The sequence below is a fragment of the Roseburia yibonii genome, from assembly GCF_014297335.1.
Taxonomy (GTDB): domain Bacteria; phylum Bacillota; class Clostridia; order Lachnospirales; family Lachnospiraceae; genus Roseburia_D; species Roseburia_D yibonii.
This window is the reverse complement of record NZ_JACOQH010000011.1, coordinates 60509-76384: the sequence shown is the minus strand read 5'-3', so window position 1 is coordinate 76384 and position 15876 is coordinate 60509. Positions and strand designations below refer to the sequence as shown.

The 15876-nt window shown below is 48.7% G+C and carries 16 protein-coding genes, 3 tRNA genes, 1 rRNA gene and 1 riboswitch; of the genes, 2 read left to right on the top strand and 18 right to left on the bottom strand.

From position 1 onward, the window contains the following. The 13 genes from H8Z76_RS12760 to H8Z76_RS12700 form a co-directional block, all read right to left on the bottom strand. Positions 1-105: ribosomal RNA gene (locus H8Z76_RS12760) — 16S ribosomal RNA — on the bottom strand; the annotation flags it as partial. A gap of 386 nt (positions 106-491) precedes the next feature. Next, positions 492-581 (bottom strand) — tRNA-Ser (locus tag H8Z76_RS12755). A 51-nt stretch (positions 582-632) separates the two neighbouring features. Further along, positions 633-718: transfer RNA gene (locus H8Z76_RS12750), tRNA-Ser, on the bottom strand. A gap of 146 nt (positions 719-864) precedes the next feature. After that, on the bottom strand, positions 865-1563 hold the full coding sequence (gene ispD / locus H8Z76_RS12745; protein ID WP_022514510.1) for a 2-C-methyl-D-erythritol 4-phosphate cytidylyltransferase: 699 nt from the start codon (positions 1561-1563) through the stop codon (positions 865-867). Further along, on the bottom strand, positions 1563-2591 hold the full coding sequence (gene tsaD, locus H8Z76_RS12740) for a tRNA (adenosine(37)-N6)-threonylcarbamoyltransferase complex transferase subunit TsaD (RefSeq protein WP_022514509.1): 1029 nt from the start codon (positions 2589-2591) through the stop codon (positions 1563-1565). Before tsaD ends, ispD begins: the two co-directional genes overlap by 1 nt. Next, positions 2584-3171 (bottom strand): DUF6715 family protein, encoded by a 588-nt coding sequence (locus tag H8Z76_RS12735; protein WP_186982728.1) that lies wholly within the window; start codon positions 3169-3171, stop codon positions 2584-2586. Before H8Z76_RS12735 ends, tsaD begins: the two co-directional genes overlap by 8 nt. A 2-nt stretch (positions 3172-3173) precedes the next feature. Continuing rightward, the gene (locus H8Z76_RS12730; RefSeq protein WP_147619216.1) at positions 3174-4085 is read right to left on the bottom strand and encodes a ribonuclease Z; all 912 of its coding nucleotides are present in this window, start codon (positions 4083-4085) and stop codon (positions 3174-3176) included. Positions 4086-4100: 15 nt separating this feature from the next. Continuing rightward, the gene (rimI, locus tag H8Z76_RS12725; protein WP_186982726.1) at positions 4101-4538 is read right to left on the bottom strand and encodes a ribosomal protein S18-alanine N-acetyltransferase; all 438 of its coding nucleotides are present in this window, start codon (positions 4536-4538) and stop codon (positions 4101-4103) included. Continuing rightward, positions 4531-5244 carry a tRNA (adenosine(37)-N6)-threonylcarbamoyltransferase complex dimerization subunit type 1 TsaB gene (gene tsaB / locus H8Z76_RS12720; RefSeq protein ID WP_186982724.1) on the bottom strand — a complete coding sequence of 238 codons (714 nt, stop codon included), beginning with the start codon at positions 5242-5244 and terminating at the stop codon, positions 4531-4533. Before tsaB ends, rimI begins: the two co-directional genes overlap by 8 nt. Then, the gene (tsaE, locus tag H8Z76_RS12715; protein ID WP_022516449.1) at positions 5241-5672 is read right to left on the bottom strand and encodes a tRNA (adenosine(37)-N6)-threonylcarbamoyltransferase complex ATPase subunit type 1 TsaE; all 432 of its coding nucleotides are present in this window, start codon (positions 5670-5672) and stop codon (positions 5241-5243) included. Before tsaE ends, tsaB begins: the two co-directional genes overlap by 4 nt. Positions 5673-5784: 112 nt before the next feature. Further along, positions 5785-6384 (bottom strand): ECF transporter S component, encoded by a 600-nt coding sequence (locus H8Z76_RS12710; protein WP_022516450.1) that lies wholly within the window; start codon positions 6382-6384, stop codon positions 5785-5787. 78 nt (positions 6385-6462) lie between these two features. Next, positions 6463-6618, bottom strand: a riboswitch (FMN riboswitch). A 336-nt stretch (positions 6619-6954) separates the two neighbouring features. Next, positions 6955-7335, bottom strand: coding sequence for a response regulator (locus H8Z76_RS12705; RefSeq protein WP_022516451.1), 381 nt, complete (start codon positions 7333-7335; stop codon positions 6955-6957). Positions 7336-7353: 18 nt separating this feature from the next. Then, positions 7354-9501, bottom strand: coding sequence for a Tex family protein (locus H8Z76_RS12700; RefSeq protein ID WP_186982722.1), 2148 nt, complete (start codon positions 9499-9501; stop codon positions 7354-7356). 137 nt (positions 9502-9638) lie between these two features. On the opposite strand from H8Z76_RS12700, the gene H8Z76_RS12695 reads away from it, so the two are divergent. Beyond that, positions 9639-9962: a hypothetical protein gene (locus tag H8Z76_RS12695; protein ID WP_022516454.1), complete on the top strand. Its 324-nt coding sequence runs from the start codon at positions 9639-9641 to the stop codon at positions 9960-9962. Between the two features lie 65 nt (positions 9963-10027). Here H8Z76_RS12695 and H8Z76_RS12690 read toward each other — a convergent pair whose 3' ends face one another. The 5 genes from H8Z76_RS12690 to H8Z76_RS12670 form a co-directional block, all read right to left on the bottom strand. Continuing rightward, the gene (locus H8Z76_RS12690) at positions 10028-10402 is read right to left on the bottom strand and encodes a RidA family protein (protein WP_022516455.1); all 375 of its coding nucleotides are present in this window, start codon (positions 10400-10402) and stop codon (positions 10028-10030) included. Between the two features lie 54 nt (positions 10403-10456). Beyond that, positions 10457-11296: a CvfB family protein gene (locus tag H8Z76_RS12685; RefSeq protein WP_022516456.1), complete on the bottom strand. Its 840-nt coding sequence runs from the start codon at positions 11294-11296 to the stop codon at positions 10457-10459. Then, positions 11290-12021 (bottom strand): acyl-[acyl-carrier-protein] thioesterase, encoded by a 732-nt coding sequence (locus H8Z76_RS12680; RefSeq protein WP_022516457.1) that lies wholly within the window; start codon positions 12019-12021, stop codon positions 11290-11292. The genes H8Z76_RS12685 and H8Z76_RS12680 overlap by 7 nt, the downstream gene beginning before the upstream one ends. Positions 12022-12178: 157 nt before the next feature. After that, a tRNA-Gln gene (locus H8Z76_RS12675) sits at positions 12179-12250 on the bottom strand. An 80-nt stretch (positions 12251-12330) separates the two neighbouring features. Beyond that, positions 12331-12981: a YigZ family protein gene (locus H8Z76_RS12670; RefSeq protein ID WP_147619224.1), complete on the bottom strand. Its 651-nt coding sequence runs from the start codon at positions 12979-12981 to the stop codon at positions 12331-12333. A 190-nt stretch (positions 12982-13171) separates the two neighbouring features. On the opposite strand from H8Z76_RS12670, the gene H8Z76_RS12665 reads away from it, so the two are divergent. Then, the gene (locus H8Z76_RS12665; protein WP_243240554.1) at positions 13172-15841 is read left to right on the top strand and encodes a transglycosylase domain-containing protein; all 2670 of its coding nucleotides are present in this window, start codon (positions 13172-13174) and stop codon (positions 15839-15841) included. Positions 15842-15876: the final 35 nt, after the last annotated feature.

Here is a 15876-nt window from a genome sequence, read left to right as displayed (position 1 = left end):
CAAAACAATCACCCCGAAGGGATCAAGTAAAGCGCTTCGTTCGACTTGCATGTGTTAAGCACGCCGCCAGCGTTCATCCTGAGCCAGGATCAAACTCTCATGTTTAAAAGTTGATTCTTTCAGAATTTAGCTTGGCTAAATTTCCGTATCCAGTCCCGAAGGACCGTTACTGTTTTTGGGTGCGTCTTCTTTTGAAAACGCTGCGATTCTGCATTCAAATCGCGTTCTTTGAATTATTCTCTTACGAATCTTTCAAGGTTATTTCACTGTTCAGTTTTCAATGTCCTTTGTCTTTTCGACAGCTTATTCATTTTATCAAAATGTTTTCGCCGTGTCAAGAATTTTTTTAACTTTTTTATTTTTCATCACTCTGTCATCAGCAGAGCGATATACATCTTATCATGCCGTTCGTGTTTTGTCAACACTTTTTTATCTTTTTTCTGTCTTTCTGTCTCCATCCGACAGTAAGTGATAAATCGGCATCCGATGAGCGGAGAAGGAGGGATTTGAACCCTCGCGCCGCTGTTAACGACCTGCACCCTTTCCAGGGGTGTCCCTTCGGCCAGCTTGGGTACTTCTCCAGTCGAATATTTTTCATATTCATTTTTAAACATTCATCTAAAAAAGATGAACGGAGAGAGTGGGATTCGAACCCACGCGCCCTTGCGGACAAACGGTTTTCAAGACCGCCTCGTTATGACCACTTCGATATCTCTCCAACAACATTTCCTCAATCAATGGAATTGTGTTTGCAGCTGTCACGATGCTTTATCTCATCACCGCTTCTCAAATCAGCGCAAAAATGATTCTATCATCTCCTGGACCAGCTGTCAATATAATTTTTTCATTTTTTTCAAATTTTGATTAAAAATACTCTTTCAAGAACATTTCTGCAATTTTCATATCTTCCGGCGTTGTGATCTTAATGTTGTGATAACTGCCCTCGATCAGCTTTACCGGCATATGCGCAGCGTGCTCTAAGACCATTGCATCGTCTGTCACGGAATCGTCTCCGTCTGCAATGATCTTTTCGTATGCCTGCAGGATCTCAGGATAAGAGAATGCCTGCGGGGTCTGTATCATCCACACCAGTCTCCGATCCGGAGTGACGGATGCGTAAGTATCCTCTGTGGCAATTTTTATGGTGTCTTTTACCGGCATCCCCACCACACACGCTTTTTCTTTTTTCACCGTATCGATCGAACGGCAGATAATGTCCTCTGTCACAAACGGTCTCGCTCCGTCATGGATCAGCACATAATCCGCCTGTCCGATTGCTTTTAAACCCTGATATACCGAATGATAGCGCTCCTTACCGCCTGCTACGACCCGGGTCACTTTCTGATACCCGTATTTTTTTACGATGTCATTCTTACAATAATCAATCTCTTTTTCTCCGGTGACCAGTATTACCTCATCGACCGGGCTGCGCTCAAACGCCTCCAGCGCATAGCAGACCAGTGGTTTCCCACCAAGGAGCATATACTGCTTCGCCGTACTGCTCTGCATGCGCTTCCCGGTTCCCGCCGCAAGCACAAGCGCCACTATTTTTTCTTTTTCCATCAGCGTTCACCCAGTTTCAGATTCGGAACGGCGTTAAGATCAAGCCCGGATCTGGTTCCCGCCAGATATTCATAATAGCCTGCCGCCCCGATCATCGCCGCATTATCGGTGCAAAGGATCGGTGACGGATGATAAAACGCCACACCTTTCTTTTCGCACGCCTTTCTTATTCCTTCACGCAGTGTCGCATTGGATGCCACGCCGCCCGCGATCGCAAATTTGTCCATTTTAAATTCATCGATTGCCCGCACCGCATGTTCGATCAGCGTGTCTGCCACTGCCTGCTGGAAAGATGCCGCCACATCTGCCGGTACGATCTCGATATCTTTCATTTTACAGCCGTTTAAATAGTTGAGCACTGCGGATTTCAGTCCACTGAAACTGAAATCATAAGGATCATCCGCGATTTTTGCGCGCGGAAACTCGATCGCATGCGGATCTCCCTCATGCGCGATCTTTTCGATCTTCGGTCCGCCCGGATACCCGAGTCCGATCGCCCGTGCCACTTTATCAAACGCTTCTCCTGCCGCGTCATCTCTGGTACGCCCGAGTATTTCATATTTTCCGTAATCCTGCACTTTTACCAAATGCGTATGACCGCCGGATACCACGAGGCATAAAAACGGCGGCTCCAATTCTTTATTTTCGATATAGTTGGCGCTGATATGCCCCTCGATATGATGCACGCCGACCAACGGAATGTTTCTCGCGTAGCTGATGGCCTTTGCCGCAGCGACACCGACAAGCAGTGCGCCTACTAACCCCGGCCCGTAGGTTACCGCGATCGCATCCATATCATCCAGTGTCATTTCCGCTTCTTTTAAGGCTTCCTCGATCACCTGGTTTATTTTCTCGATATGTTTTCTGGACGCGATCTCAGGCACTACACCTCCATACAGTGTATGCAGGGCGATCTGCGAGGAAATAATATTTGAACGCACATCCCTGCCATTCACCACGACCGCAGCCGCAGTCTCATCGCAGGAGCTTTCTATGCCAAGCACCCTGATTTCTTTTTCTTTATTCATGATCTGTACTGTCTCCATTTCCTTTTACCACTTCATACGCAAGGATCTTCCACTTTCCGTCTTCATCCTGGCGCAGCACATACTGCTGGTATGTCTTGGTATATCCATCCTTCCCTTTTACAAAATAGGAAGCTGTGACATAGGCGCACTCCGCCCCGTTCACCGTCTTTTTTACGATCTCATCACTGTCACACACATCCGTCGTATTGATCGTCTTTCCTGCATCTTTATAATTCTGGGTGTCTGTCATGAGCGCGGAATAATACTGGTCTTCCGGATTGTTCTGAAGCAGCTCGTCATCCATCAGCTTTCTCGCCTGCGCACCCAGTGCCCGGATCTCATCCTCTGTACAGTCCTCGTTGTAATAGCATTTTAAAATATCATTGTACAGCTTAATCACTTCTCTGGGAGTCTGTGGATAGGATGTGTCCAGATTCTTTGTTGTGATCTTCGTGATCGCTGTCAGCTCTGTCGTATCTTCCGCCGTCTTTGTGCTCCGGTGTGACAGATGATAATAGTATCCCACTACAAGCGCCACACAAACCAGTCCCACGATTATCATGCGTATCTGTTTTTTCATGCTCATTCCTCCTCAAAATCAATTTCTACCGTCTTTCCGTCTTTTCCTAAAACGGTATTTGCAAACACTTTCTGTACTTCTTTTTTATAATCTTCCGGGCGGACCAGCGACGGACTGTAATGCGTGAGCCACAGTTCTTTTACTCCCGCTTCTTTTGCCATCTGCGCCGCCTCGTAAAATGTCATGTGTTTATACTGTTTTGCCTTTGTAATCTTTTCTTTTTCCGCATACATTCCCTCACAGATAAAAAGATCCGATCCTTTCGCGTGTTCCACAATGGAGGCCGTCGGTCTGGTATCCGTACAGTACGTCACTTTTATGCCTTTTCTCGGCGGTCCGAGCACCATATCCGGCGTATAGATTCTGCCATCCTCCGTCAGGGTCTCCCCTTTTTGCAGACGGTTCCAGTATTTCTGCGGAATTCCTTTCTCGTGTGCCGCCTCTACACTGAATTTTCCGGTTCTTTTGATCTCGATCGAGTAGCCGTAACAGGTAATATTGTGATTTACCCGAAATGCATGTATGACATATCCGCACAGCTCTATCGTCTGCTTCGGCTCTGTCAGTTCTATATAGTTGATCTCAAACGGAAGTTCCGGCGCGATCATGCGAAGCGCGCTGACGACCCGCTCCAATCCCTTCGGACCTACTAAAGTAAGCGGCTCTGTCCGTTCCGCATTTCCCATTGTGAGCAGTATTCCCGGCAGTCCGCTGATATGATCCGCGTGGTAATGCGTAAAACAGATCACATCCACCGGTTTGAAGCTCCATCCCTTTTCTTTGACCGCGATCTGCGTTCCTTCTCCGCAGTCGATCATCAGACTGCTTCCATTGTATCTTGTCATCAGGGAAGTCAGCCACCGGTTTGGCAGCGGCATCATTCCCCCTGTTCCCAATAAACAAACATCTAACATCTTTTTCCCGTCCTATTATTTTGCAAATGTCATAATATAAGCATCTTCTTTCGGCTGTTCATAAAATCCCTTCCGCCTGCCCTGTATGAAAAATCCGTATTTTTGATACAGGTTTATCGCCGCTTCATTCGAGCAGCGTACTTCCAGAACGAAGTTTCGTGTTCCGCGTTCATACGCCAGATGTAAAAGCTGCTCGAGCATCCGGTCCGCGATCCGCTGTCTGCGGTGTACCGGCGCTACTGCCACGTTGGTGATCTCTCCCTCATCCGCCGCCTGATAAAGCCCGCAGTAGCCCTTTATTTCTCCATCTTCCCGCGCCACTAAAAAGATCACGTTATCCATACCCAAGGTATCCGCGAATCCCTTTTTGCTCCAGGGCATTGAAAATACCTCTGCCTCTATGGCTGCGACTCCGTCAAGATCCGCTTCTGTCATCTCCGTTATCTCAAGCATGCTTCGCATTCTCTCTTTCCATGCGTTCCCGCTCTGCCTGTGACAGGCGCAGGTAATCCGGGCGGTGTTCCGCCGCCGTCTCTGTCTTTCCTTCTTTATAGTAGATCTCTCCGAGTGCCGCAACTGCTGCCGCGCGCTGTTTGTTTACATGCGCCGGCGCAAAGGTATAAGGAACATTGATCTGCTCTCTGATATACGTCTCAAATACCGGCACCCCGTCTCCCAAAAATACGACCGCGCGCTGTTTCTCATTGATCTTTTCCACGATCTCATCGATCCCGACCGCGCATTGTGCAAGCTCCACCTGCATTTTATTTCCATCAAAGGTATATAACCCGGTGTAAGTCTGGTTTCTTCTCGCGTCCATGAGCGGGCATACCATGTCCCGGTGTCCGCAGAGATTATAAGCAAGCGCGTCCACGGTAGGTATGTGGATAAGCGGTTTTTCCAGTGCGAGGCCAAGTCCTTTCGCTGTTGCGGAACCGATGCGGAGTCCGGTAAATGAACCCGGCCCGCCGGAAACCGCGATCGCGTCTATGGTATTTAAATCCAGTTCTATCATCTTTGCAAGCTCGTCCAACATCGGAAGCAGGGTCTGGGAATGCGTCTTTTTATAATTCATCGTAAATTCCCCAAGCAGATTGTCATCCTCTGTGACCGCCACGCTTGCGACCAGTCCGGAGCTGTCTATTCCGAGTATTTTCATGCTCCTACCTCCTCTATCGTAATTTTACGGTAATCAAATCCTTTTTCAAGATCTTTTTCTATGGTAATTTCTTTTCGCACCGGCGGCAGGATCTCTTCGATCAGGTTTGCCCACTCGATCATGGTAAGCCCCTGTCCGTAAAAATAGTCCTCATATCCGATCTCGTCCATCTCCTCGATATCTCCGATGCGGTAAACATCAAAATGGTAAAACGGCAGACGTCCTTCCTCGTAGACCTGCACGATCGTGAACGTCGGGCTTGAGATCGGCTCCGTGATCCCGAGTCCCTTTGCGATCCCCTGGGTCAGCACCGTCTTTCCGACACCGAGGTCTCCCATCAGCGTGCAGACATCTCCGGGCTTTGCCTCCCGTCCTAATTTTTCTCCCAATGCGGCTGTTTCTTCCGCAGAATATGTTTCATAGATCATGTTTTCTTCCTGTCTTTTTCGTTTTGTTAAAAGTATAGCATTGTTTGAATGAAATGACAATTCCAACTAAAAAATGCCGGAATCCACAAATGGAATCCGGCAGAACAGCTCACTATTTGTTTGACACACCTTTTATGATCGGCGAAATATGTTTGTAGATCAAAAGGGTGATGATGACGCTTAGCATGCCTTTTACAAAGGTAAACGGCATATTAAAGATGACCAAGCATTTCAGTAATGTATCTGCGCTTGGCAGGATCTCCTGATACATCGCAAGGATCGTATCCATCGGCAGAAACGCCGTGTATACCGGATACACGATGAAGTAGTTGGACGCCACACTGAGAAGCGCCATGAACGCAGCTCCGAGGACAGATCCGATCACCGCGTTTTTTTTGGTCTTCTTTCTCTGGTAGATCAGTCCCGCCGGAAGCACAAATGCCGCTCCCAGGATAAAGTTGGAAAGTTCTCCCACTCCGCCGGTCGTTGTGATCAACAGATGGATCAGGTTTTTGATCAGGCAGATGATCACGCCGTACCACGGCCCCATCGCAAATGCTCCGATCAGTGCCGGAAGTTCCGAAAGATCCATCTGTATAAAGGACGGTACTAAAAACGGAATGCTGAATTCAAAAAACATCAGCGCAAATGCCACTGCGGAAAGCATTGCCGTAACTGTCATGTAACGAACGTTGTGTTGTCTTGTGTGCATATCTTTTTTGCTCCTTTTCGTTCCGGGACATTTCCTATAGCAAAACCCCCGGACAAAATATCCGGGGGCATTCTCTATCGCTATCTTCTCACATCCAGACTGTACTGTCGGTTCCGGAATCTCACCGGATCAGCTGATCGCTCAGCTCACGGACTTTCCGGCAGTCTAATGACTCCGGTATCACCGTCGGTCGGGAATCTGTGTCCTGCACATCACCCTGCCCCGAAGATTTTATTCTTTTACATGCACAGTGTAATGCCGTTTTTCTCTTCTGTCAAGTTTTTTGTCCCTTTTGGGGGTTGCATGCGTATCAGGGTTCTTTTAATCTTAGCGTAAAGCAGATGATGTCGTCTTTTTCATAGGACGCGCCAAGTGTGCCCCCACGTGCCAGTGCGATCGCCCTCACTTGCGTATTTGACCGCGTTATCAAAAAGGATGGAGATCAGCTGGATCAGGTTCTCCCGGCTTGCATGGACATCCACACCCGCCGCGATCTCTTCGTGTATCTCGATGTTTTTTAACGCAGCCGACTCGTATAAGTACTCTGGTTTAACGAGACCCCGCCACAGGTCAGAACATTCGGCGTAAACTCCTCGCGTCTGCGCAGCATGGCACGCACACGGGCAAGCAGTTCCCCATGACGAATGGTTTGGGCAGATAATCATCCGACCCGAGATCCAGCCCTTCGATCCGGTCTTCCACCTCTGCTTTCGCAGTAAGAAGAAGGATCGGTGTCTTACATCCCTCCGCCCTTAATTCTTTTAACACCTGAAGTCCGCTCTTTTTTGGCATCATGACATCCAGAATGATCCCGTCATATTGTTCCGCATGAGCATAGGAAAGCGCTTCCTCTCCATCGTAAACCGCGTCTACGGTGTATTTGTGATAAGTCAGAATGTCCACAACCGCCTCGGACATTTCCTCCTCGTCCTCTGCATACAACAGTTGCATATTCTCCCACCTGCTTCTCTATTTTTGAAATTTCATGGTAAGCTGAATTCTCTGCTTCTTCACATCCACGCTCATGACCTGCACATCCACGATGTCCCCGACGCTCACTGCCTCTAAGGGATGCTTGATGTAACGGTCACAGATCTGGGAAATATGCACCAGTCCGTCCTGATGCACGCCGATATCCACAAACGCCCCGAAATCGATCACGTTGCGCACGGTTCCTTTTAAGATCATGCCCGGCTTTAAGTCTTTGATCTCAAGCACGTCACTGCGCAGGATCGGCTTTGGCATATCCTCTCTCGGATCACGCGCCGGTTTTTCCAGTTCTTTTACAATATCTTTCAGTGTCAGTTCACCTACGCCAAGCTCCTCTGCAAGTTTGGGATAATCCGATATTTTTTTGCCGATGCCGGAAAGTTTTCTGTTTTTTACATCCTCCGTGGAAAATCCGAGCTTTTCCAAGAGTTTCTTTGCCGCCTCATAGGATTCCGGATGTACGCCCGTCGCATCCAGCGGATTTTTTCCATCCGCGATGCGCAAAAATCCCGCGCACTGTTCATAGGCTTTCGGTCCAAGTTTTGCCACTTTTAAGAGCTCACTGCGCGCCGCGAAACGTCCATTCTCCTCGCGGTAGGCAACGATGTTCTTGGCGATCACCTTGCTCACACCGGAAATATAGGACAGAAGCGATACGGAAGCCGTATTTAAGTCTACGCCGACTTTGTTTACGCAGCCTTCTACCACACCCTGAAGCGCTTCGCTTAATTTTTTCTGGTTCATATCATGCTGATACTGACCGACACCGATGGATTTCGGATCGATCTTTACCAGCTCCGCGAGCGGATCCTGCAGTCGTCTTGCCATGGATGCCGCGCTTCTTTGTCCCACATCAAAATTCGGGAATTCTTCTGTTGCGAGCTTACTTGCGGAATAGACCGACGCTCCCGCCTCATTTACGATGATGTACTGCACTTTCTGCGGAATTTCTTTTAACAGTTCCACAATGATCTGCTCTGATTCGCGCGATGCGGTTCCGTTTCCAAGCGAGATCAGTGTGATCCTGTATTTTGCGATGAGTTTCTTTAACACCGCTTTCGCCTCTGCCACTTTATTCTGCGGCGCCGTCGGATAGATGACTGTGGTATCCAGGACTTTTCCGGTCTCATCCACCACGGCAAGCTTGCACCCGGTACGGAACGCAGGATCCCATCCAAGCACCACCTGATTCGCGATCGGCGGCTGCATCAGAAGCTGTTCGAGATTCTTGCCGAATACCCGGATTGCGCCATCTTCCGCGCGCTCGGTCAGGCTGCTTCTGATCTCACGCTCGATCGCCGGTGCGATCAGTCTGCTGTAACTGTCCGCGATCACTTCTTTTAACACACCGGATGTGACCGGGTTGTCCCTTTTTATTACTTTCCGCTCCAGATAGGAAAGGATACGATCCTCCGGTGCCTGCACCTTCACGGTGAGGATCTTTTCATTCTCGCCACGGTTGAGTGCAAGGATACGGTGTCCCGCCAGTTTCGCGATCCCCTCTTCAAATTCATAATACATCTCATAGACCGACTCTGCCTCTTTGTCCTTTGCCGAAGATACGATCTTTCCTTCTTTTACCGTCATTTCCCGGATACGGATACGGTAAGCCGCTTCATCCGAAATCTGTTCGGCAAGAATATCTTTTGCGCCGGCGATCGCGTCTTCCGCTGTATTTACTTCTTTTTCCGGATCTATGTATTTTTCCGCCTCTGCGGCAAGCGGTGTCTTTGACATCTGAAGCCAGATCAGATCCGCAAGCGGCTGCAATCCTTTTTCTCTCGCGATGATCGCTCTGGTACGGCGCTTCGGACGATATGGGCGATACAGATCATCCACTACAACCATGGTTTCCGCCGCAAGGATCTGTGTCTTTAATTCTGCGGTCAGTTTTCCCTGTTCCTCAATGCTGGATAAAACCTGTTCCTTTTTCTCCTCCAGATTTCTCAGATAGGTCAGGCGTTCTGCCAGACTGCGAAGCACCTCGTCGTTTAAGGCTCCTGTCGCTTCTTTCCGGTATCTGGCAATGAACGGGATCGTATTTCCCTCATCGATCAGTTTTACCGCAGCCTCCGCCTGTTTCTTCCGGATCTGCAGTTCTTCTGCAAGTTTTGCTGTAATGTCCATGTCTCTTTCCTCATTTCTTTCTGATAGCCATATTATACCCCGAAGCGTTCCGCGAAACAAGGAAACGTTTACTTTTCATCCGCGTCATGGTAAAATAAGAGAAATTTTAATTCTTGGGATTTTAAGGAGAAATTTTTATGAATTCTGACAAAAGTTCTTCCACCATGGCGTTCGCGTCGGTTGCCTTTGGCATCATCTCGATCATCGCAAGCTGTTTTGGCACTTCTCTGATCTTTGGTTCGATCGGGCTTATCCTGGCGCTGCTCTCAAGAGGCAGCAGCAATGCCTATCCGAAAAACACCGTGGCGGGACTTATTTTAAACGCGATCGGCATTTTCATCGGCGCTATGATGATCCTAATCAGCATCATCACGATCGCAAGTTTTGGAAGTATCGACAATTTTATGAACGCGGCCGAAAAATATCTGGATCACTATTATTCCACGCTCGGCTCCATGTAAAAAACGGACAGTTACACCTCTTCTTTCGTGTAACTGCCCGTCTTTTTTCTTCTTATTTAATCGTTTTATTTTATCGCGATCGCTTCGATCTCAAGCATAACGTCTTTCGGAAGGCGCGCAACTTCCACACAGCTTCTGGATGGGAAATCGCTGGTAAAGAATGTCTTATACACTTCATTGATGGTTCCGAAATCATTCATCTCTTTAATGAATACGGTTGTCTTTACCACATTGTCCATGTTGGTTCCGGCTGCCAAAAGCAGATTGGAAAGGTTGGTCAGTGCCTGTTTTGCCTGTGCCTCAGATCCTTCCGGGATCTCTCCGGTCTCCGGTACAACCGGGATGATGCCGGATGTGTATACCATTCCATTTACTTCGATTGCCTGTGAATACGGTCCGATCGCTGCCGGGGCCTTTGGTGTACTGATTACTTTCTTCATGCTGATATCCTTCTTTCTTTTATTTTAATTGCGGATCACTGTCCGCTTACTGCCTTATTTCACTTTGCGGATCGCGTGCTCCGTGATTTCTACCCTGCGTTCCTTATAGAGTCTCCCGACTGCGCGCTTAAACGCGTTTTTGCTGAGTCCGGTCTCACGTTTTATCACTTCCGGTGATGCCTTATCCGAAAACGGCAATACACCGGCGTATTCCTCAATGACCTGCATCACTTTCTCTGCGTCCGCGTCCATCTGGATATATGCTTTTTCCCGCAGGGTCAGATCCAGTTTGCCGTCTTCTTTGACATGCGTAACTTTTGCCGTGATGACATCTCCGATGCGGAGAAAACTGTGATCCTCATAATTCGGAAGCATTGCCGAATATTTGTCATCCACTGCCACAAATGTTCCGAAATTGTCGCTGAATTCGTAGACACGTCCCTCTACCGTGTCATCTTTTTTGTACGGAGAGTCCAGAGACAGCAGATCATAGATCCCTTTCATGCTCGCGCAGAGTCTGTGGCTCTTGTCGATATAGAGTGTGACTAATATTTCGTCTCCCTCTCCCACTTTCTGGGTCATTTCTTTATATGGAAGAAACAGATCTTTTTCAAGTCCCCAATCCAAAAATGCGCCGATCTTTCCGACCTGTCCCACTTTTAATACCGCAAGACCACCGAGCGTAAGCTTCGGCTCTGTCAGCGTGGAGATCAGTCTGTCTTTGGAATCCTTATATAAAAACACGGTCAGTTCATCACCGATGCGGATCCCTTCCGGCACCTGCTTTTTCGGAAGCAGGACTCTCGTCTCGTCATCCTCCCGCTCCGCCAGATAGATCCCGAAATCTACTTTTTTTACAACCTGTAATTTCTGCTTTTCGCCCAGTTTTAACACGTCTGGCTCTCCTTTCCCTGCTCTGTCTGAAATTCGATGACCGCATACGGTTTTCCCGCCTCATCACAAAGCGCAACCACGGTCTTATCTTTCATCTTTTTCGCCTGTGGATAGATCATATCCCCGAGCACCGCCGCCTTGCGGTAATCCACGCGTACTTCCCGCACACGCTCTTTCTCGGTGAGATATTCTTCTGCCATCAGGATATATTTTTCATTATTTACATGATGATTGGTGTCAATGTGGAATTTCTGCACCGCAAACGGTTCGCCCGCATCCATTTCTTCCGGCAGACGGATCTTGCGCTCCGCGGTTTCCATCGGGTACTGCTCCTCAAACACATATGCCTTTAGCATCTCTTCCGACACACGCTTTGGTCTTCCGCTGTCCGTATCAAGAAAGATCCAGACGGAATTTGCGTACGCTACGACCTCGCCCTTTTCATCCTCGATCGTAAAATTACGGTAGCCGTAAAAGCTCTTGAACGCATACGGCCAGGTGCTTACCGTGATCTCCTCTCCCATTTTCGGATAGCGTTTTATGACAATCTGCCAGGAGGAAAGCAGCCATGCCTCATGATGCTCTTTTAAATAATCCACGCCGATCCGAAGATCCTCCGACTGAAAGGTACAGCAGTCCTGCAGATAATTCACCAGCGCCGGAAGCGTGATCTCTGCTTTCGCGTTACATTCACTGTATCTTACCCTGCTTTTAAATTGATACATCTTTTTCGTTCCTTTCCCTGATAACAGAGACGGGATGCGTTCCGCATCCCGCTTAAGATTAGCGGTCGTCAAATGGACGCTCGTGCAAGCACGGCGTCCATTTTCCTCGTCGCCATTACAAAAAAAGTACCACTCGCGTGGTACTTCTAACAAGTAGCTGGCCCACCAGGATTCGAACCTGGAAATGACGGAGTCAGAGTCCGTTGCCTTACCATTTGGCGATGGGCCATCAGGTTGTCTGCGCTGTTTGTTTTGCGCTGTCAACAATGGATATTATACGTACCTATTTGAGAAATGTCAACACTTTTTTTAAAAAATTTTCAGTTTCTTATCCATGAAGGCATATTCCACTGTTTCACCCCAGGAAATTCCCGCCTTTCCGTTGGTTCCCTCCATCAGTGCTTTCTCGATCTGCTCCTTTTTTTCTGCCGGAACCATTGCCGTAATCCGAACCGCATCGGTATACTCGGTATCCAGTATGGAGATCTCCTCCTGCGCGAACAGATACTGGATCTTGCCGATCCCGTTATAATCGGTGTCGATCACAAGCCGGCTTCCTTTTCGTTTTTCAACGATCTGACTGTTTGAAAGCCCTTCCTTGACCGCCTGCTGATACGCCCGCACCAGTCCGCCGGTTCCAAGCAGTGTTCCGCCGAAATAACGTGTCACCACCACCGCCACATTATGGAGTTCTTCTTTTAGCAGTACATCCAACATCGGGCGTCCCGCTGTTCCGCTCGGTTCTCCGTCATCCGAGCAGCGCACCAGTTCATTCTTTTCCCCGATCACATACGCAAAGCAGTTGTGTCTCGCATCCCAGTATTTCTTTTTCATCTCCGCAAGAAATGCCGTCACTTCCTCTTCCGATCCGACCGGCCGTACCGTTGCGATGAACCTCGATTTTTTCTCTTCGATCTCGCCGCTTCCGCCCTCATATACGATCTTATATCCTTCGCTCATAAAACGTCTCCTGCCGCCTCTTTTTTTGTTTTCTTCTTTCTATATTAACATGGCAAAAATGGTTATTCAATCCAAAAATGGTTATGCTATGTATAAATCCGGTCACTTTTCGCTTTATTAACCGTGACAAATTTGCTATAATAGTGAAATGATGTTTTTATAAGATTGCCATAAAAAAGGAGGCTCACTTATGAATTATGGAAGAAAAAGTACTGCAAAGAAAGAAAAAGAGCTTCTTTCCAAGGGTACCATGATTCGTAAAAAGTTTACCGTCATATTTGCGAAAACACTTCTGGTGTGTCTGATCGCTTTCACCGTGGTTGGCGGCTGTGCCGGATATGGTGTGTACAAGGGCATTGTGGATTCCGCCCCTAACATCCATGATATTGACGCTACTCCGACCGGATATCTTTCCACCGTATTGGATAACCAGGGAAATGAGACAGCAACTCTGGTCGCATCCGGTTCCAACCGTGTCTATGTGACGATCGACGAGATACCGCTCGATCTGCAGCATGCTTTTGTCGCGATCGAAGACGCGCGCTTTTACGAACACAATGGTATTGATATAACCGGTATCGTCCGTGCCGGGATCACCGGTATCACTTCCGGCCGATTCTCGCAGGGTGCCAGTACCATTACCCAGCAGTTATTAAAAAATAATGTTTTTACCGACTGGACCAGCGAAAGTTCTTTCGCGGATAAAATGGAACGTAAGATCCAGGAACAGTATCTCGCCATTCAGCTTGAAAAAGTGGAGGACAAGGACTGGATCCTGGAAAATTACTTAAATACCATAAACCTCGGTCAGAACACTTTAGGCGTTCAGGCCGCGTCCCAGCGTTATTTTAATAAGGATGTGTCCGAGCTTACTCTGTCCGAATGCGCTGTGATCGCCGGGATCACGCAGAACCCTTCGCGTTATAACCCGGTCAGCAACCCGGATGCCAATGCGGAGCGCCGCACCAAGGTTTTAAACAACATGCTCGATCAGGGATACATTGACCAGGCTGCTTATGATACGGCAATGGCGGACAATGTATACGACCGCATCCAGATCGTAGACTCCGAGACTGCTTCCGACAATATCAACTCATACTTTGTAGATGCTCTGACAGAGCAGGTGATCGATGATCTGATGGAAGTCAAGGGCTATACGGAGACACAGGCGTACAAAGCGCTCTACGAGGGCGGTCTTACGATCTACTCCACACAGGATCCGTCCATCCAGCAGATCTGTGACGAAGAAGTAAACAACGCCGATAATTACGGCAGTGAAACGAAATACTCCTGCTCCTATCGTCTGACCATCCAGAAAGCGGACGGCACTTATCAGAACTACAGCGAGCAGACCATGTTAAGCTATTATCAGAGCAAAAACAGCAAGTACAACATTGACTTTGACTCGAAAGAAGCTGTGGACGCTGCGATCGAGCAGTACAAGGCGGATATCATGGAAGATGGCGACACGATCGTACCGAACGGAGAATCCATCACCTACACCATGCAGCCGCAGGCTTCGATGACTGTGATCGACCAGTCTACCGGCGAAGTAAAAGCCATTGTCGGCGGAAGAGGTGACAAAACCGCGAACAAGACCTTAAACCGTGCTACCGATACCAAACGTCAGCCCGGTTCTACGTTCAAGATCCTGTCCGCTTACGCCCCTGCACTGGACATTGGCGGCATGACGCTCGCATCCGTTCAGGATGACGCGCCGTATACTTATTCCAATGCAACGCACACACCGGTCAATAACTACGATAAATCTTACCGTGGTTTCACCACGATCCGGGAAGGTATCACTTACTCGATCAATATCGTCGCAGTAAAGACCCTGACGGATATCGGTGTGGACATCGGTTATGAATATCTTCAAAATTTTGGTTTTTCCACACTCTGTGATTCCGACCGCACACAGGCGCTCGCGCTCGGCGGTATCACAAACGGTGTGACCAACCTGGAACTGACCGCGGCTTACGCAACGATCGCAAACGGCGGTACTTACACCAAACCACGTTTTTATACCAAGATCTTAGATCATGACGGCAATGTGCTGATCGACAACACGCCGCAGACACATACCGTTTTAAAGGAAACTACCGCATGGCTTCTGACCAACGCCATGGAGGATGTTCTGACAAACGGAACCGGTCGTCCGGCGCATTTTAACGGAATGCCGCAGGCAGGTAAATCCGGTACGACTTCGAGTGACCGTGATGCTTTATTTGCCGGATATACGCCTTATTATACCTGCGTGGTATGGGGCGGCTACGATGACAACGCCGAGCTTTCCTACACCACCTATCCGAAAACCCTGTGGAAATCCGTTATGGGACGGATCCATGAGAATCTGGACTATAAGGATTTTGATAAGCCGGACGGCATTACGACCGCGACGGTCTGCAAGAAATCCGGAAAACTCGCCGTTGCCGGTCTGTGTGACAGTGATCCGCGTGGCAGCATGGTCGAATCCGAATATTTTGCTTCCGGAACGGTACCGAAAGATTACTGCGATCACCATGTACGTGTAACGATCGACCTGTCTACCGGAGGCATTGCCACAGATACCTGTCCGGAAGAACTGCGCTCCTCGAATGTATATATTACCGGTGGAAGCGCCGGCACGCAGGACGCGCCGTATCTTTTGACGGATGACCTGGCAAACAGCCTGAATGCTGCCGGAAGTGAAGATCCAAACGCTCCGACAACCGGAGGTGCCGGTGACGCTTCTACCGATGCGGGAACCGCCGCGCCGGCGGGTGACACGCCAGCCGCTGAAACTCCTGCCGAGACTCCTCAGGAAACTCCTCAGGATGTCCAGCCGGAACAGCAGGCTGCGGATCCGGCTGCGCAGTAGATGATCTGTAGAGGGGAAATGAAGCAGCACCACCA